This is a genomic window from Streptomyces longisporus (genome assembly GCF_039532765.1).
GTDB lineage: Bacteria > Actinomycetota > Actinomycetes > Streptomycetales > Streptomycetaceae > Streptomyces > Streptomyces longisporus.
The window spans coordinates 59,869-76,402 of the sequence record NZ_BAAASG010000016.1; the positions used below are offsets into that span (position 1 = coordinate 59,869).

Below are 16,534 nucleotides of genomic sequence, written 5' to 3' on the forward strand. Positions count from 1 at the left end.
CCCACTGCGTCAGCTCCGGCGCGCCTCGGAGTCGGCCGAGGACTCGGCGGACCCGGCGTCCGCGTCGGCCGGCTCCTTGAACTTCACCTTGCCCATGTGCCGGTTCATCGACTTCATCAGGGCCCACACCGCCAAGGCCATCGCCGCGAAGACGATGAAGCCGAGGACACCGGGGGTGACCTTGTTCTCGTCCACCTCCTTGGCGAGGGGGACGAGGTGCGTCATTGCCAGGCTCACGCTTGCACTCATGTCAGGCATTGTCGCGGACGCCCGCGAAGAGGTCGTCCTCGGGGAGGGAGGTATCCACGAGGGACTTCGCCAGCTCGTACTCCTCCGTCGGCCAGACCTCCTTCTGGATCTCCATCGGGACCTTGAACCAGCCGCCGTCGGGGTCGATCTGCGTGGCGTGGGCGATCAGCGCCTTGTCGCGGATCTCGAAGAACTCGGCGCACGGGATGTGCGTGGTCAGCGTGCGCTCGACGCGCTCGAACTCGCTCCAGCGCTTGAGCCAGTCCCCGTACGGCGACTCCAGGCCGCGGTCCAGCAGCGCGTTGTGCAGCGCCTCGGTGCGGGGGCGGTTGAAGCCCTGGTTGTAGTAGAGCTTGAGCGGCTGGTAGATCGGGCCGAACTCGGACTCCGGGTACTTCTCGGTGTCCGCCGCGCCCTCGAACGCCACCATTGAGATCTTGTGGGTCATGATGTGGTCGGGGTGCGGATAGCCGCCGTTCTCGTCATAGGTGGTGATCACCTGGGGACGGAAGGAACGGATCTGCTTCACCAGCTCGCCGGCCGCCTTGTCGACGTCCTCCAGGGCGAAGCAACCCTCGGGCAGCGGCGGCAGCGGGTCGCCCTCGGGCAGACCGGAGTCGACGAAGCCGAGCCACTCCTGGCTCACCCCGAGGATCTCGCGGGCCTCGTCCATCTCCTTCTTGCGTACCTCGTGGATGTGCTCCTCGATGTACTTGTCGCCCTGCAGCTTGGGGTTGAGGATGGAGCCGCGCTCCCCGCCCGTGCAGGTCACGACCAGCACGTCCACCCCCTCGGACACGTACTTCGCCATGGTGGCCGCGCCCTTGCTCGACTCGTCGTCGGGGTGGGCATGCACGGCCATCAGTCGCAGCTGGTCAGTCAAGACTCAATCCTCGGTAAGTCGGCGCCCGGTGTGAACCGGCGCGATCGGCGGCTTCTATAGTGACCGAATCCGGGGGAGAAAAATTCCGTGGTCCGGTTTCGGAGAGGACGATCATGAGTACGGCGAGCACGCGGCTGCCCGAGGGCCGCTACGGCCGCTCCTCGGACGAGCGTGCCGACCGCAAGCTCAAGATCGCCGGGGCGGTGCTCGGGGCCTTCCTGCTGGCGCTGATCGGCTACTTCGCCTACCACTACGTCGCCCAGAACAAGATCAGCGCCGAGGTGATCACCTTCGATGCGCAGAAGGACGCGGTGAAGGTGCATCTGGAGGTCCGCAAGGACGCCGACACCTCCGGCTACTGCACCATCCGCTCCCAGTCGAAGGACGGGGCGGAGGTGGGCCGGGCCGACTTCCGCTTCGGCGGGCACGCCACACGCATCGACCGGGTCGTCACGCTGCGTACGACCTCCGAGGGCACCACGGCGGAACTGCTCGGCTGCCACGCCGACTGACGTCAGCCGGAAATACCCAAGCCTTGACCTGCATTGATGCAATTCTGGTGGCTTATGTCCTCCCCCTTCAGCCGCTGAATTGTTAGGCTCGTGGTTTCGCCCATCCGTGAAGGACCATTCTTCTGGGTAGGGCGATGCTTTGTATTCCCAGTACCTACGAGGAGCACCTGTGACCCAGACCAGCGAGAACGTCACCTGGCTGACCCAGGAGGCGTACAACCAGCTCAAGGCCGAGCTGGAGTACCTGTCTGGTCCTGCGCGCACGGAGATCGCCGCCAAGATCGCGGCCGCGCGCGAGGAGGGCGACCTGCGTGAGAACGGCGGGTACCACGCGGCCAAGGAAGAGCAGGGCAAGCAGGAGCTCCGTGTGCGCCAGCTGACCCAGCTTCTGGAGAACGCCAAGGTCGGCGAGGCCCCGGCGTCGGCGGACGGCGCCGTGGCGCCCGGCATGGTCGTCACGATCGCCTTCGACGGCGACGAGGACGACACGATGACCTTCCTGCTCGCCTCGCGCGAGTACGCGAGCTCGGACATCGAGACGTACTCGCCGCAGTCCCCGCTGGGTTCCGGCGTGATCGGCCACAAGGTCGGCGAGGACGCGGAGTACGAGCTGCCGAACGGCAAGAAGGCTTCGGTGACGATCCTGAAGGCCGAGCCCTACACCGGCTGATCCGGTCCGCACGTTCTTCGGTGCCCCCGGCGTCCTGGTGACGCCGGGGGCGCCTTCGTTCCGTCGGTCACGCCGTCGCCGAGCGGTACTTCCGCACCGCCAGCGTCCTGAATATGACGATGATCAGGACCGAGTAGATCAACGAGGCCCACACGGGGTGCGCCATGGGCCAGGCGTCCGAGGGCGAGACGCCGGGGTTGCCGAAGAGCTTGCGGCAGGCCTGGACCGTCGCGCTGAACGGATTCCACTCGGCGATGTGACGCAGCCAGGGGGTCATACGGCTGGAGTCCACGAACGCATTCGAGATGAATGTGACGGGGAACAGCCAGATCAGACCCCCGGAGGTGGCCGCCTCGGGCGTGCGCACGGACAGGCCGATGACCGCGCCGATCCAGGTGAACGCGTAGCCGGTCAGGAGCAGCAGGCCGAAGGCGCCGAGCACCTCGCCGATGTTGGTGTGGGTACGCCATCCGACCAGCAGGGCGACCATGGCCAGCACGAACAGCGTGAGCGCCGTCTGCACCAGGTCGGCCAGCGTCCGTCCGGTCAGCACCGCGCCGCGTGCCATGGGCAGCGAGCGGAAGCGGTCGATGAGCCCCTTGTGCATGTCGTCGGCTATGCCCGCCCCGGCGCCCGCGGTGGCGAAGGTGACCGTCTGGGCGAAGATGCCGGCCATCAGGAACTCGCGGTAGACCTGGGGGTCCGTGGTGCCGCCGATGTTCATGGAACCGCCGAACACATAGCTGAACAGCACCACGAACATGATCGGCTGGATGAGGCCGAAGATGACCATCTCGGGGATCCGGGACATCCGGATCAGATTGCGTTTGGCAACGACCAGCGAGTCGCGGATCGACTGGCTGACCGGGTTCGCGGGCGGCGCGACCCGCACGGCGTCGGTGACGGCGCTCACTTGGCTGCCTCCTTCTTCTGCTTGCGGTCCTTGGTCTCCGCCGGCGTGCCGTTCTCCTCGTCCTCGGCCTCCGCCACGTGTCCGGTCAGGGACAGGAAGACGTCGTCGAGGGTGGGGCGGCGCAGGCCGATGTCGTCTATCTCGATGCCGCGGGTGTCGAGGTCCCGGATGACCTCGGCGAGCAGCTTCGCGCCGCCGGTGACGGGCACGGTGAGCTTGCGGGTGTGCTCCTCGACGGTGAGCTCGCCCTTGCCGAAGCCGGTGAGGACCTCGCCGGCGGTCGACATGTGCTCGCGCTCGTGCACCACGACCTCGACGCGCTCGCCGCCGGTGCGGGCCTTGAGCTGGTCGGAGGTGCCGCGGGCGATGACATGGCCGTGGTCGACGACCACGATGTCGTGGGCGAGGTGATCGGCCTCCTCCAGGTACTGGGTGGTGAGCAGCAGGGTCGTACCGCCGGAGACGAGCTGTTTGATGACCTCCCACAGCAGCTGGCGGTTGCGGGGGTCGAGGCCGGTCGTCGGCTCGTCCATGAACATCACGGGCGGCGAGACGACCAGGGCCGCCGCGAGGTCGAGCCGGCGACGCATGCCGCCGGAGTACGTCTTCGCGGGCCGGTCGGCGGCCTCGGCGAGGTCGAACTGGTCCAGCAGCTCCCCGGCCCTGGCCTTCGCGGCCCTGGCCTTCATCTGGTACAGCTGACCGACCATCTGCAGGTTCTCGCGGCCGGTCAGATACTCGTCGACCGCGGCGAACTGGCCGGACAGGCCGATGGAGCGCCGCACCTCGTTGGGCTGCTTGAGGACGTCGAGGCCGGCCACGACCGCCCTGCCGCTGTCGGGGCGCAGCAGAGTGGTCAGGCAGCGGACCGCCGTCGTCTTGCCCGCGCCGTTCGGCCCGAGCAGGCCCAGCACGGTGCCCTCGGGGACATCGAGGTCGACGCCGTCCAGAGCCCTTACGTCGCCGAAGGTCTTGACCAGGCCTTCGGCGTAGATGGCGCCTGGCATATGAGTCTCCACGTCGTCGGGGGAATCTTCGGAAAGCCTTGGTTGCGCACGTGCTCCGCCTGCCGGGTGGCATGGCAGGCGGCCGCCACGACACTCACCATAACGCGATGTATCGCGTCTCTCAACGCATTTACTCGATCGAGCGACGAAGAGCCTCTGAGCTGGGGTTGCTGCTCAACCCGGGTCGCCAGGCGGCTCAGTCGATGACCGTGTAGCCCGCCTCGCGCAACGCCCGGCCGACCTCGGCGCAGTGCTCCCGCCCCTTGGTCTCCAGGTGCAGCTCGACCTCCGCCTCCGTGAGCCCGAGCCGTGGGTCGGTCCGTACGTGACTCACATCGAGGACGTTAGCGTCCACCACTGACAACACCCCGAGAAGCGTCGCGAGGGCCCCCGGCCGGTCCGTCAGCCGCAGCCGTACGGCCAGGTAGCGGCCCTGCGCCGCCATGCCGTGGCGCAGGACCCGCTGCATCAGCAGGGGGTCGACGTTCCCACCGGACAGCACCGCCACCACCGGGCCCTCGAAGGCTCCCGGCTCGCTCAGCAGCGCCGCCACCGGGCTCGCACCGGCCGGTTCGACGACCAGCTTGGCCCGCTCCAGGCACAGCAGCAACGCGGTGGACAGGGCGTCCTCGGAGACCGTGCGGACCTCGTCCACCAGGTCGCGGACGATCTCGAACGGCACGTCGCCGGGCCGCCCGACCTTGATGCCGTCGGCCATCGTCGCCGGGTGCTCGACCGACACCGGGCGCCCGGCCGCGAGCGAGGGCGGGTACGCCGCCGCGCCCTCCGCCTGCACGCCCACGATCCGTACGTCCGGCCGCAGCGCCTTCACCGCGATCGCGATGCCGGCAGCGAGGCCTCCCCCGCCGATGCCGACGACTACGGTGCGCACCTCCGGGCACTGCTCCAGGACCTCCAGCCCGACCGTGCCCTGGCCCGCGATGATGTCCGGGTGGTCGAAGGGGTGGATGAACACCGCGCCGGTCTCGGTCGCGTACGCCTGCGCGGCGGCCAGCGTCTCGTCGACCACCTGCCCGTGCAGGCGCACCTCGGCGCCGTACTCGCGGGTTGCGCTGATCTTCGGCAGCGGGGCGCCCTTCGGCATGAACACCGTCGCCCGCACGCCGAGCAGCGAGGACGCCAGCGCGACGCCCTGCGCGTGGTTGCCGGCGCTCGCCGCCACCACCCCGGCGGCCCGCTCCTCGGGCAGCAGCCCGGCGATCCGGACGTAGGCGCCGCGCAGCTTGAACGAACCCGTGCGCTGAAGGTTCTCGCACTTGAAGTGCACCGGCGCGCCCACCAGCTGGGACAGATGCCTGCTGCCCTCCATCGCCGTCACCCGCGCCACGCCCGAGAGCATCTTCTGGGCGCCCCGCACGTCGTCGAGGGTCACGGGCCGAAAGGAGTCAGCCGTGCTGTAGCTCATGACTCAAGCATCGCAGTTCACAGGCGCGCACGGTCGCTGTGACCAACGTCCGAGACTGGTTTGCGCAGCGCCGGTACGGCTTGCCCCCCGGCCGCGTACTCTGTCCCCCATTCCAGACAGCCCCCCTTCATGAAGTGAGCCTCCGGCCATGCCCACAACACCTGAAATGTCGATGGACATGACGACCGTCGGTGACACCGGTCTCCTCGACACGCTGCAGCACGAGGTGGCGGTCTTCGCCCGCCGTGCCGAACAGACCCGGCTCGGCGGCGTCGGGCAGGTGCGCAACTCCATGGACCGCGCCGCATACCTGCTGCTCAACCGCCTCGACAAGGAAGGCCCCATGGGCGTCAAGGCGCTCGCGGCGAGCATGGGCATCGACTCCTCGACGGTCACCCGGCAGGTGGCTCCGCTCGTGGACACCGGGCTCGTCAAGCGCACCTCGCACCCCGAGGACGGGCGTGCGGTGGTGCTCCAGCTGTCCCCGCGCGGCCAGTCACGGCTGGAGGAAGTGCGCTCCTCGAGGCGTCAGTTGATGGCCGAGCTGACACACGACTGGGCGCCGGAGGAGCGCGAGGCGTTCTGCACGCTCCTGACGCGCTTCAACACCGCTCTCTCCTCCCGGATGGCGGTCCAGGGGGTGCCGGCGCCGGAGGCGTCGTCGGCCTCGTAGCCGCCCGCGGCCCGCCCCGCCTGTCCTGTTCGGCACACGCACGTGCCGCGCAGCTCTTGACCGAAAGGCCACCCCTGGCCTCAGATGAGACCGGGCCCCGTCGTACGCGGTTGTGCACCCGTACGCGGCCGGGTCCGTTCGGTCAGGGTCGCGTCAGGGCGGGAGGCGCGGTGCGACAGCGGCAGGTGTCCCAAAGTGCCCGCCGGGCCCGGGAGTTCGAGGCGTTCGTCGCGGGCGCGGCAGGGCGGCTGCTGCATGCCGCCACGCTGCTCACGGCGGAGGCCCCCGACGACAACCCGCGCGCGCGGCGCCTGCTGACGCTGGCCCTCGCGCACACGTACGCGTGCTGGGACCGGCTGCGCGGGGAGGACCCGTACGACCGTGCCCGCCAGTACCTGGCGAGCCGCTTCGCGCGCGGTGCCTGGCACCAGTACGGCGGTTTCGGCCGGGGCCGCCCGCATCCCGGCAGTCCGCTGGCCCTGCTGGCACCGCAGGAGCGTCTGATCCTGGTCCTCAGGCTGTACGAGGGGGTCGGCGAGGAGCAGACGGCGGCGCTGCTCGGCCTGCCGACGGAACGTGTCCGGGCGATCTGCGACCGGGCCACGGCCACACTGCTGCATCCGCCGCGCAGCCCGGCACCGGTGGTCGGCGGGGCGAAGGTGGCGCCGTCATGAGGCGTACTGGCGGAGGGGGACGCGGGTGAACCGGGCGGAGCGCGAGGCCGCCGCACGGCGGATCATGGAGCAGGTGCCGCCGCCGGTGCCGCCGGACCTGTACGGGGAGGTCGTGCGGCGCGGTACCCGCAGCCTGCGCCGCAGGACGCTCGCCCGCCGTCTGATGTGGCTGCTGCTGTGCGCCGCGAGCGTGGCGTTCCTCGTGTGGGCCATGATGGCCCGTCCGTGGGTGGAGCCGCCCTCGCAGACGACTCCCCCGTACACGGGCTGGTGAGCGGGCGGTTCGGCTAGCCGAGCGCCTGCTGCAGGTCCTCCAGGAGGTCGTCGACGTTCTCGATGCCGACGGAGAGGCGCACGAGATCGGCGGGCACCTCCAGGGCCGAGCCGGCCACGGACGCGTGGGTCATCCGCCCGGGGTGCTCGATCAGCGACTCGACGCCGCCCAGGGACTCGCCGAGCGTGAACACCTTGGCGCGGTTGCAGACCTCCACGGCCGCCTCCTCGCCGCCCTCGACCCGGAAGGAGACCATGCCGCCGAAGGACCGCATCTGCTTGGCGGCGACCTCGTGACCGGGGTGGTCGGGCAGGCCCGGGTAGAGGACGCGCGTCACGCGTGCGTGCCGGGTGAGCATGTCGGCGACCTTGCCGGCGTTCTCGCTGTGCCGGTCCATGCGCACGGACAGCGTCTTCGCGCCGCGCAGCACCAGCCAGGAGTCGAAGGGGCCCGCGACCGCGCCCATCGCGTTCTGGTGGTACGCGAGCTCCTCGCCGAGCGCCTCGTCGGCGACGACCAGCGCACCGCCGACGACGTCGGAGTGGCCGCCCATGTACTTGGTCAGCGAGTGCACGACGACGTCCGCGCCGAGCGCCAGCGGCTGCTGCAGGTACGGCGTGGCGAAGGTGTTGTCGACGACGAGCTTCGCGCCCGTGTCCCGGGCGATCTGGGCGACCGCGGCGATGTCGGTGATGCCGAGCAGCGGGTTGGAGGGGGTCTCCACCCATACGGCCTTGGTCTTGGGGGTGATGGCGGCCCGTACGGACGACGGATCGCTGGTGTCGGCGACCGACCACTCCACCCCCCACCGGGCGACGACCTTCGCGAACAGACGGAACGTGCCGCCGTACGCGTCATTGGGGATGACCACGTGGTCGCCGGGGCTGAGCAGCGTACGCAACAGGCAGTCCTCGGCCGCCAGTCCGGACGCGAACGCGAGGCCGCGACGGCCGCCCTCGAGGGCTGCGAGGTTCTCTTCCAGGGCGGTCCTGGTGGGGTTGGCGCTGCGGCTGTACTCGTAGCCGCCGCGCAGACCGCCGACGCCGTCCTGCTTGTAGGTCGAGACCTGGTAGATCGGCGGGACGACCGCGCCGGTGAGGGGATCGGCGGTGTTGCCCGCATGGATCGCGAGGGTCTCGAAGTGCTGACTGATGTGCCTGTCGCTCATGGGCACCGAGGGTAGTGCGCTCGCGGGGCGCGCGCCGGACGGCGAGGCGCGGGAGGCCGTACTGCCGGGTTTTCCCTCGGTTCCGGTGCCGGGTTCGAGGAGTTTTCCACAGGCCGGCGACCGGGTTCGCCATTTGTCACCGGCGTCTGGAACGCTTGAGCCATGGAATTTCTCTGGGTCCTGATCGCCGCCGTCATGCTGGGCTTCGTGCTGCTCCCCGTCCTGCGGCGCAGGCGGGGCATGATCGAGCAGGTCCCGGCCGGTCACCCGGACGCCGCCGACCCCGCGAACTACGGATTCGTGCGGGAGGAGGAGCTGGACGTCCGCATGCCCGGCCCCGACCAGGACCTGCTCGACGTCCTGGACCTGGTACAGCGCACGCAGGACCACCGCGCGGCCTCCCAGCTGCTGGCGGGCACGGAGGCGGAGGGCGAGCTGCGCTGGCAGCGCGTGCAGGCCTTCGCGGGTGCCGCGTCGCTGGAGCTGCAGCAGCGGCCCGGCGGGGTCAGCGAGACCCCGGGCGGCCAGTGGCTCAGGGTGTGGCGGGCCGAGCGGCCCAAGGACGCGGGCGGCGCCGCGGTGCACGCGGAGTTCCTGGTCCAGCAGGCGTGGCGGACGTCGACGCCGGGCACGGACGAGTTCCGGATCATCATGGAGGAGGCGAAGGCGGCGTGCGGCGATGCGGCGCTGCTCGCCCCCGGTGACCCGGTCCCGTACATCATCGAGCTGTCGGTGGCCCGCGGGCTGGCCTATTCGCAGCCGGAGTTCGAGCAGCTCTGGCTCAGGATCCTGGACCGCGCCCCGGCCCACATGGGCGCACACCTGGCCGCCCTGCACTACTGGTGCGAGAAGTGGCACGGCTCGCGCGAGCTGGCGAACTCCTTCGCGGAGGCGGCAGCCGCGCGCGCACCCCGGGGTTCCCTCCTCGCCGCGATGCCCCTGTTCGCGGTCTTCGAGCACCTGCCCGAGGTGAACCTGGTCAGCAGCTTCTACCAGAGCGAGACCGTGACGAAGGCGATCCACGGGGCGCTGCACGCCGTCCACTCGGCCCGCCCCGACGACCCGATGCTCGCGCACGTACGCCACCTGCTGGTCTTCTTCCTGGTGCGCGCGGAGCGCTGGGCGGAGGCCATGAACCAGCTCATACACATCGACGGCCATGTCGGCGCGCTCCCCTGGACCCTGTCCGCCGACCCGGCAGCCGAGTTCGCGGTCTACCGGGCGCTGGCGGTGGCGGGCTACGAGGCGAACGGCGGCAGCCCGGCGACGCTGCCGCACTGAGCAGGCGACCGGGTGGTCAGCCCTCCGTGCGGGCGGGCAGCCGCCATCCCGGGCGCGGGAAGTGGCAGGTGTAGCCGTCCGGGTAGCGCTGCAGGTAGTCCTGGTGCTCGGGCTCGGCCTCCCAGAAGGGGCCGACCGGCTCCACCTCGGTGACCACCTTGCCCGGCCACAGGCCGGAGGCGTCCACGTCCGCGATCGTCTCCTCGGCGATCCGCTTCTGCTCGTCGTCCACGTAGTAGATCGCCGAGCGGTAGCTGAGGCCGATGTCGTTGCCCTGGCGGTTCTTGGTGCTCGGGTCGTGGATCTGGAAGAAGAACTCCAGGAGCGCGCGGTAGTCGGTCTGCTCGGGGTCGAAGAGGATCTCGATGGCCTCCGCGTGCGTGCCGTGGTTGCGGTACGTCGCGTTCGGCACGTCACCCCCGGTGTATCCCACCCGGGTCGCCGTCACGCCCGGAAGCCGGCGGATCAGCTCTTCCATCCCCCAGAAGCATCCGCCCGCCAGCACGGCCCTCTGCGTCTGCGCAGCCATTGCAGTCCTCCCATGTCGGTCAGCTCGGGTCACTCGGGCGACGCTGCTCGCGCACCATCGGCATCCCGTGCCCACCCCCCTCAACGCGCGAGGGTGGCAGGCGATTCCGGGCCGCCCCTCGGGGGAAAACCGGTCGCCGCGCGGGGCGGCGGTCCCCCACGCTGTATGCCATGGAAGATCCACAGCGCGGCATCCGTGCGGTCCACGCAGAGTCCACGATCACCGTCTACCAGGCCTACCCACCGGAAATCGGCGGGCCCGCGGTCCGCAAGGGACGTTTCCCCGCCGCGTGGAAGCGGGACCGGATGACGTGGATCAAGCCGTCGTTCCTGTGGATGATGTACCGCTGTGGCTGGGGCACCAAGGCGGGGCAGGAGACCGTGCTCGCCGTCGAGATCAGCCGGGGTGGCTTCGAGTGGGCGTTGGGGCATGCGTGTCTGTCGAGCTATGAGCCCCGGGTGCATGCCGACCGTGCGGCCTGGCAGCGAGCGTTGAAGGCGGCGCCGGCCCGGGTGCAGTGGGATCCCGAGCGGGATCTGCGGCTGCAGCCGCTGCCGTACCGGTCGCTGCAGCTCGGACTCTCCGGTGAGGCCGTACGACGCTATGCGGACGAGTGGACGGTCGCCATCAGTGATGTGACCCCGCTGGCCCGGGAGATATGCGCGTACGTGGGCAGCGGGGACCTCGACTCGGCGGCCCGGCTGCTTCCGCGGGAGCGCCCGTACCCTGCGGCGGAGGAACTCCTGGCCCATCTGCGTCCGTCGGCGGGACAGCGGGCGGCCGCTAATTCGGTTGCCGTGTCGCGTGCCGATGCGGGCTAATGCCACCCATGGCTGACATCCAGGGCTCGTACGACGGTCTGTTCACCGCGGTGCCCAATCGGCTGGCGGAGATGCTGGACGCCGGGGACACGGGCGGCTCGGTGGCCGTCTTCGTGGACGGCGAGCCGGTGGTGGACGTCTGGGGCGGGTTCGCCGACGCCGAGCGCACCGTGCCGTGGGAGCGGGACACCATCGTGGGCGTCTTCTCCGTCACCAAGACCATGACGGCGCTGTGCGCGCTCGTCCTGGCCGACCGCGGCGAGCTCGACGTGGACGCACCCGTGGCCCGGTACTGGCCGGAGTTCGCCGCGGCGGGCAAGGAGCGGGTCCTGGTGCGGCATCTGCTCTCGCACACCGCCGGTCTGCCCGACTGGGACGGTCCGGTCGAGGAGATCTACGACTGGGCGTCCGCCACGGCACGGCTCGTCGCACAGGCGCCGCAGTGGGAGCCGGGCAGCGCGGCCGGGTACCACTCGCTCACCCAGGGGTTCCTCGTGGGCGAGGTGGTGTGGCGGATCAGCGGGCGGAGCGTGGGCGAGTTCTTCGCTCAGGAGATCGCCGGGCCGCTGGGGGCCGACTTCCACATCGGGCTGGCCGCCGAGCACGACCGGCGCGTCGCGCTGACGGTGCCGCCGCCGGGACGGGACGAGGAGTACGCCGCGAGTGCGCCGGGCCGGGGCTCGACGCCCGCCGCCGGGACCGCCATCCGGGTCCGGGACGGCAACAGCGTGGCCTGGCGCCGTGCGCAGATCCCCGCGGCGAGCGGCTTCGGCAACGCCCGGTCGGTCGCGCTCGTACAGTCGGCGATGGCCTGCGGGGGGACACTGCGCGGAGTGCGGCTGCTGTCGCAGGCCGGGTGCGAGCGTGCCTGGGAGGAGCAGTTCAGCGGCGACGACCGGGTGCTGGGCATGCCGGTGCGCTGGGGCCTGGGCTACGGGCTCTTCGGCAACACCTACGGGTGGGGCGGCTGGGGCGGGTCGATGGTGATGATCGAACCCGAGGCCCGGATGGTGGTGGCGTATGTGACCAACCAGATGCGCGAACCCGCCGACGACAACCGGGGGCTGGAGATCGTCATGTCCGCCTACGACGGTCTCGTGGGCCTGCGGGCCTGACGGGCGGACGGGGAGAATGTGGGGGCAGTGATGGGCAGCCGTGGCAGTCGTACGTTCCTGATCGGGGGCGGCTGGGACGCGACGGCCGCGCATGCCGTCTACGGGCGGTTCCTGCGGGCGGCCACCGGGCCGCGCATCGGCTGCGTCGTGCTCGACGAGGGGGACGGCAGCGAGCAGTTCGGCCGGTACGACGCCGTGCTGCGGAAGGTCGCCGACTGCAGCCCCGTACCACTGCTGGTGCCGCTCGGCGGGGAGTTCGCCCCGGACCGCGTCCAGGATCTCGACGGGCTGCTGGTCTGCGGCGGGCTGACGCCCGCGTATCAGGACGCGTTCGCCGGGCGCCTGGACCAACTGCGGTCCGCCCTCGCCGAGTTCGGCATTCCTTACGCCGGTTTCTCCGCCGGGGCGGCGCTCGCCGCGCGGCACGCTCTCGTCGGAGGGTGGCTCGACGACGGCGTACCCGTGTGCCACGAGGACACCGCCGAGGACCTGGAGGAGATCGAAGTGCGGCCCGGGCTGGGGCTGGTCCCCTTCTCCGTGGAGGCGCACGCCGCGCAGTGGGGGACACTGCCGCGCATGATCGCCGCGGTCGCACGGCACGGAATCCCGCACGGCGTGGCGATCGACGAGAACACGGTCGTGGAGGTCGGCGCGGACGGACGCGCCCGGGTCTCGGGGCTCGGACGCGCGCACTCCGTGCAACCGTCCACCGACGGGAGCGTTCTCGTACGGTCCTACGGGGCCGGCGAGTTCCTTGCCGCCGAGTGAACCGGCGGGTCAACTCCCGCTGCCGTACGGCCTGGTGATGATCTCCAGGTTGTGGCCGTTGGGGTCGTCGAAGTACACGCCCCGCCCGCCGTCGTTGTGGTTGATCTCTCCGCGGCGGTGGTGGTACGGGTCCGCCCAGTAGGTCAGCCCGGCGTCCTGGACACGGCCGAAGATGGTGTCGAAGTCGTCCTCGGACACCAGGAACGCGTAGTGCTGGGGCGTGATGTCGCCGTCCGTCTCCATGTAGTCGAGGGTCACGCCGTTCGGGATCTGGACGGGGATGAAGGGGCCGAACGGCGGGCTGGGCTCCAGCCCCAGGATGTCGGTGAGGAACTGGGCCGACGCCTTCTTGTCATGGGCGGCGACGATGGTGTGGTTCAGCTGCACGTTCATCGTGTGGGCCTCCTCACGCCCAAGATACTCCGAAGGGCAAACAGGTAAGGCTCGCCTCAGAACGGCGTCCAGGAACCACACATGAGAGGCCCCGGCGTCGCCTTCCGCCGGGGCCCCACCTGCCGGACGCGTCAGATCGTCGCGGTGTCGATCACGAAGCGGTAGCGGACATCGCTCGTCAGCACCCGCTCGTACGCCTCGTTGATCTGGTCCGCGCTGATCACCTCGATCTCGGCGCCGAAACCGTGCTCGGCGCAGAAGTCGAGCATCTCCTGGGTCTCGGCGATACCGCCGATCATGGAGCCGGCGAGGGTCTTGCGGCCGGCGATCACCGAGAAGAGGTTGAGGGCGATCGGCTCCTCGGGGGCGCCGACGTTCACCAGCGCGCCGTCCCGCTTCAGCAGCGACAGGAAAGCACCGAAGTCGAGCGGCGCCGAGACCGTGGAGAGGATCAGGTCGAAGGAGCCCTGCAACTCCTTGAAGGTCTGCTCGTCGCTGGTCGCGTAGTAGTGATCGGCGCCCAGCTTCAGACCGTCGTCCTTCTTGCGCAGGGACTGCGAGAGGACCGTGACCTCGGCGCCGAGGGCGTGGGCGATCTTGACGCCCATGTGGCCGAGGCCGCCCATGCCGAGGATCGCGACCTTCTTGCCGGGGCCGGCGTTCCAGTGCTTCAGCGGGGAGTAGGTGGTGATGCCGGCGCACAGCAGCGGTGCGGCCACGTCCAGCGACAGGGCGTCGGGGATGCGGACGACGAAGTTCTCGTCGACGACGACCTTCTCCGCGTAGCCGCCGTAGGTGGGCTCGCCGTCCTTGCCGATCGAGTTGTACGTGCCGACGTTGCCGCCGGTGCAGTACTGCTCCTCGCCGGCCTTGCAGCTCTCGCACTCCCGGCAGGAGTCGACCAGGCAGCCGACGCCCACGCGGTCGCCGACCTGGTACTTGGTGACGCCCGAGCCGACCTCGGAGACGATGCCCGCGATCTCGTGACCGGGGACCATCGGGAAGATCGCCTCGCCCCAGCCCTCCCGCGCCTGGTGGATGTCGGAGTGGCAGATACCGGCGAACTTGATGTCGATCAGGACGTCGAACTCACCGACCTCGCGGCGCTCGATGGTGGTGCGCTCCAGCGGAGCCTTCGCGGCGGGGACGGCGTAAGCGGCGACAGTGGTCATGCCGAGGGGTCTCCTAGCAGTGGTTACGCGCCCGGCTGCCTTCTGACCGGGCATGTCGTTCAGCATGCCGGACCGCAGGGACTTCACCCAGCCCACGCTTCTGCGTACGTCCGCTGTGCCTACCACTGGCGGGGTCAGGATGGTGGGCGTACGACAGTGAATACTTGAGGCATGGACGAACAGCCCCATCCCGTACCCGAGCCCGCGGGGGCGCTGGACCGGCGTGCCGAGCTCAGCGAGTTCCTGCGCACCCGGCGTGCCCGGCTGAAGCCGGAGGACGTGGGGCTGCCGGACTTCGGCCGGCACCGGCGGGTGCCCGGGCTGCGCCGCGAGGAGCTGGCGCAGCTGGCGGGTGTCTCGGTGGCGTACTACACGCGTCTGGAGCAGGGCAACGGGCGGAACGTGTCGGCGGAGGTGCTGGACGCCATCGCGCGGGCGCTCCGGCTGACGGACGCCGAGCATGCGCACCTCACGCATCTCGCCAAGCCGAAGCAGCACAAGAAGAAGCCGGCGGCGCGGTCGCAGCAGGTGCGGGGTGCGCTGCGGCAGCTGCTGGACTCCATGGACGGGGTGCCGGCGTACATCTCCGGGCGGCGTGCGGACATCCTCGCGTGGAACCGGATGGCGGCGGCCGTCTTCGGCGACTGGGGGGAGCTGCCGGCGCAGGAGCGGAACTGGGCGCGGCTGGTGTTCCTGCGGCCGGAGTACCGGGAGCTGTTCGTCGACTGGGAGCAGAAGGCCAGCGACGTCGTCAGCTTTCTGCGGATGGACGCGGGCTGCTATCCGGACGACCCGCGGCTGTCCGCGCTGGTGGGCGAACTCTCCGTGAAGAGCGAGGAGTTCAGGCGGCTGTGGGCCACGCACGACGTGAAGGAGAAGGGCTACGGGGTCAAGCGTCTGCACCACCCTCTGGTCGGTGATCTGACGCTCCACTTCGAGTCGTTCCGGTCGGCCGATGACGACGGTCAGGCGCTGACGACGTACCACGCCGAGCCGGGGTCCGCGTCGGCGGAGGCGTTGCGGCTGCTGGCCAGTTGGGGGGCGGACGCCACTCGGGCGGGGCAGTCGGCGACGTCTTCCTGAGCTGTGCCCGGCGGTTGGCGCGTCCCTGCTGGGGGCTGCCGCCCCAGACCCCCGCTCCGGCCTGAACGGACTCGTCCTCAAAACGCCGGACGGGCTGGAAACACGCACCGGCGCTGAAAGGCGTCACCCCTGGTACGGCGGCATCGTCCCCCACGTCCACCGCGGCACCGGCTGCTCCGTCGGCGGCTTTGCGTCCGGGCTGGAGAAGTACACCGCCAGCCTTGTCCCCCATTCCACATACGCCAAGAACGCCGACCGGAACTCGGCGTCCGTCGGAAGGCCGGCCTCGTCCGCCGCGTCCTGGATGAGGTTGACCCAGCGGCGGCGCTGTGCCTCGGTGATGTGTTTGCCGAGGTGTTTGGCGACCATGTGGCCGTGGCCGCCCTGGGTGAGGGAGTAGGTGGCGGGGCCGCCGAAGACCTCGCCGAGCCAGAGGGCGACGTGTTCGGCGTGGTCGGCGGCCAGGTCGGCGAAGAGCGGGGCGAGGAGGTCGTCCTTGAGGACCTTGTCGTAGAAGACCGACGTCAGACGGGTGAAGGCGGCGGCGCCCCCGGCCCAGTCGTACAGCGTCGGCAGCGAGGAGCCCGTACCGCGTACCGTCGTCGGCTTGTAGTGGCGCATCTCCTCGATGTTGCCGACGTAGGGGCGGATCTCCGCGAGGAAGTCGGGGAACAGGTCCGAGCTGCGGAAGCCCTCCACGTGGTCCTCGGTCGACGTCCAGGTGATGCGCAGGACGTAGTGCTCGAAGTCCTCCTCGCAGCGCGCGAGTTCGTAGTCCACGCACTGCGGTGCCGCGGCCAGTTGGCCCGCGGCCCGTGTGTAGGCGGCGAGGAACTCCGCCGAGCGGTCTTCTGGGATGCGGTAGCGGATGTACTCGACGGTCTGTGTGGTCATGTGCCCACGGAAACACGGACCGCCCGCCG

At 70.3% G+C, this 16,534-nt stretch carries 20 protein-coding genes; 10 read left to right on the forward strand and 10 right to left on the reverse strand.

The window, feature by feature from the left end; genetic code table 11:
- Positions 1-9 precede the first annotated feature (9 nt).
- Entirely contained in the window at positions 10-258 is a 249-nt protein-coding gene (locus ABD355_RS32255) for a hypothetical protein (RefSeq protein WP_344404406.1), read from the reverse strand.
- Positions 251-1,132: a mycothiol conjugate amidase Mca gene (gene mca / locus ABD355_RS32260; protein ID WP_344404407.1), complete on the reverse strand. Its 882-nt coding sequence runs from the start codon at positions 1,130-1,132 to the stop codon at positions 251-253. The genes ABD355_RS32255 and mca overlap by 8 nt, the downstream gene beginning before the upstream one ends.
- Positions 1,133-1,245: 113 nt before the next feature.
- Here mca and ABD355_RS32265 point away from each other — a divergent pair, with 113 nt between their 5' ends.
- Complete coding sequence (locus tag ABD355_RS32265; protein WP_344404408.1) at positions 1,246-1,644, forward strand: DUF4307 domain-containing protein; 399 nt, start codon at positions 1,246-1,248, stop codon at positions 1,642-1,644.
- A gap of 169 nt (positions 1,645-1,813) precedes the next feature.
- Positions 1,814-2,314 (forward strand): transcription elongation factor GreA, encoded by a 501-nt coding sequence (gene greA, locus ABD355_RS32270; RefSeq protein ID WP_030929763.1) that lies wholly within the window; start codon positions 1,814-1,816, stop codon positions 2,312-2,314.
- A gap of 67 nt (positions 2,315-2,381) precedes the next feature.
- On the opposite strand, the gene ABD355_RS32275 is transcribed toward greA, so the two are convergent.
- From ABD355_RS32275 to ilvA, 3 genes are all read right to left on the reverse strand, one after another.
- Positions 2,382-3,227 carry an ABC transporter permease gene (locus tag ABD355_RS32275; protein WP_344404410.1) on the reverse strand — a complete coding sequence of 282 codons (846 nt, stop codon included), beginning with the start codon at positions 3,225-3,227 and terminating at the stop codon, positions 2,382-2,384.
- Positions 3,224-4,234 carry an ATP-binding cassette domain-containing protein gene (locus tag ABD355_RS32280; RefSeq protein ID WP_344404411.1) on the reverse strand — a complete coding sequence of 337 codons (1,011 nt, stop codon included), beginning with the start codon at positions 4,232-4,234 and terminating at the stop codon, positions 3,224-3,226. The genes ABD355_RS32275 and ABD355_RS32280 overlap by 4 nt, the downstream gene beginning before the upstream one ends.
- 196 nt (positions 4,235-4,430) lie before the next feature.
- Entirely contained in the window at positions 4,431-5,660 is a 1,230-nt protein-coding gene (gene ilvA, locus ABD355_RS32285) for a threonine ammonia-lyase (RefSeq protein ID WP_344404412.1), read from the reverse strand.
- 166 nt (positions 5,661-5,826) lie between these two features.
- Between ilvA and ABD355_RS32290 the strand changes: the two genes are divergently transcribed.
- The 3 genes from ABD355_RS32290 to ABD355_RS32300 all read left to right on the forward strand — a co-directional run bounded on the left by ABD355_RS32290 (position 5,827) and on the right by ABD355_RS32300 (position 7,281).
- Positions 5,827-6,333 carry a MarR family winged helix-turn-helix transcriptional regulator gene (locus tag ABD355_RS32290; RefSeq protein WP_344404691.1) on the forward strand — a complete coding sequence of 169 codons (507 nt, stop codon included), beginning with the start codon at positions 5,827-5,829 and terminating at the stop codon, positions 6,331-6,333.
- Between the two features lie 170 nt (positions 6,334-6,503).
- Positions 6,504-7,007: a sigma factor-like helix-turn-helix DNA-binding protein gene (locus ABD355_RS32295; RefSeq protein WP_344404413.1), complete on the forward strand. Its 504-nt coding sequence runs from the start codon at positions 6,504-6,506 to the stop codon at positions 7,005-7,007.
- A gap of 25 nt (positions 7,008-7,032) precedes the next feature.
- Complete coding sequence (locus tag ABD355_RS32300) at positions 7,033-7,281, forward strand: hypothetical protein (protein ID WP_344404414.1); 249 nt, start codon at positions 7,033-7,035, stop codon at positions 7,279-7,281.
- 13 nt (positions 7,282-7,294) lie between these two features.
- Here the strand turns inward: ABD355_RS32300 and ABD355_RS32305 are convergent, their stop codons facing one another.
- On the reverse strand, positions 7,295-8,449 hold the full coding sequence (locus ABD355_RS32305; RefSeq protein ID WP_344404415.1) for a cystathionine gamma-synthase: 1,155 nt from the start codon (positions 8,447-8,449) through the stop codon (positions 7,295-7,297).
- Between the two features lie 162 nt (positions 8,450-8,611).
- On the opposite strand from ABD355_RS32305, the gene ABD355_RS32310 reads away from it, so the two are divergent.
- Positions 8,612-9,730 carry a hypothetical protein gene (locus tag ABD355_RS32310; protein WP_344404416.1) on the forward strand — a complete coding sequence of 373 codons (1,119 nt, stop codon included), beginning with the start codon at positions 8,612-8,614 and terminating at the stop codon, positions 9,728-9,730.
- A gap of 16 nt (positions 9,731-9,746) precedes the next feature.
- Here the strand turns inward: ABD355_RS32310 and msrA are convergent, their stop codons facing one another.
- Entirely contained in the window at positions 9,747-10,259 is a 513-nt protein-coding gene (msrA, locus tag ABD355_RS32315; protein WP_344404417.1) for a peptide-methionine (S)-S-oxide reductase MsrA, read from the reverse strand.
- 170 nt (positions 10,260-10,429) lie between these two features.
- On the opposite strand from msrA, the gene ABD355_RS32320 reads away from it, so the two are divergent.
- Genes ABD355_RS32320 through ABD355_RS32330 form a run of 3 tightly spaced genes read left to right on the forward strand, consistent with a single transcriptional unit; the run spans position 10,430 to position 12,963 of the window.
- Positions 10,430-11,080, forward strand: coding sequence for a DUF4291 domain-containing protein (locus tag ABD355_RS32320; RefSeq protein ID WP_344404418.1), 651 nt, complete (start codon positions 10,430-10,432; stop codon positions 11,078-11,080).
- 8 nt (positions 11,081-11,088) lie between these two features.
- Positions 11,089-12,195: a serine hydrolase domain-containing protein gene (locus tag ABD355_RS32325; RefSeq protein ID WP_344404419.1), complete on the forward strand. Its 1,107-nt coding sequence runs from the start codon at positions 11,089-11,091 to the stop codon at positions 12,193-12,195.
- Between the two features lie 30 nt (positions 12,196-12,225).
- The gene (locus ABD355_RS32330) at positions 12,226-12,963 is read left to right on the forward strand and encodes a Type 1 glutamine amidotransferase-like domain-containing protein (RefSeq protein WP_344404420.1); all 738 of its coding nucleotides are present in this window, start codon (positions 12,226-12,228) and stop codon (positions 12,961-12,963) included.
- Between the two features lie 9 nt (positions 12,964-12,972).
- On the opposite strand, the gene ABD355_RS32335 is transcribed toward ABD355_RS32330, so the two are convergent.
- Positions 12,973-13,356 (reverse strand): VOC family protein, encoded by a 384-nt coding sequence (locus tag ABD355_RS32335; protein ID WP_344404421.1) that lies wholly within the window; start codon positions 13,354-13,356, stop codon positions 12,973-12,975.
- 131 nt (positions 13,357-13,487) lie between these two features.
- Positions 13,488-14,528: an NAD(P)-dependent alcohol dehydrogenase gene (locus tag ABD355_RS32340; protein WP_344404422.1), complete on the reverse strand. Its 1,041-nt coding sequence runs from the start codon at positions 14,526-14,528 to the stop codon at positions 13,488-13,490.
- Positions 14,529-14,699: 171 nt separating this feature from the next.
- Between ABD355_RS32340 and ABD355_RS32345 the strand changes: the two genes are divergently transcribed.
- Complete coding sequence (locus tag ABD355_RS32345; protein WP_344404424.1) at positions 14,700-15,611, forward strand: helix-turn-helix domain-containing protein; 912 nt, start codon at positions 14,700-14,702, stop codon at positions 15,609-15,611.
- 123 nt (positions 15,612-15,734) lie between these two features.
- Here the strand turns inward: ABD355_RS32345 and ABD355_RS32350 are convergent, their stop codons facing one another.
- Positions 15,735-16,505 (reverse strand): group II truncated hemoglobin, encoded by a 771-nt coding sequence (locus tag ABD355_RS32350; protein WP_344404426.1) that lies wholly within the window; start codon positions 16,503-16,505, stop codon positions 15,735-15,737.
- Between the last annotated feature and the right edge of the window lie 29 nt (positions 16,506-16,534).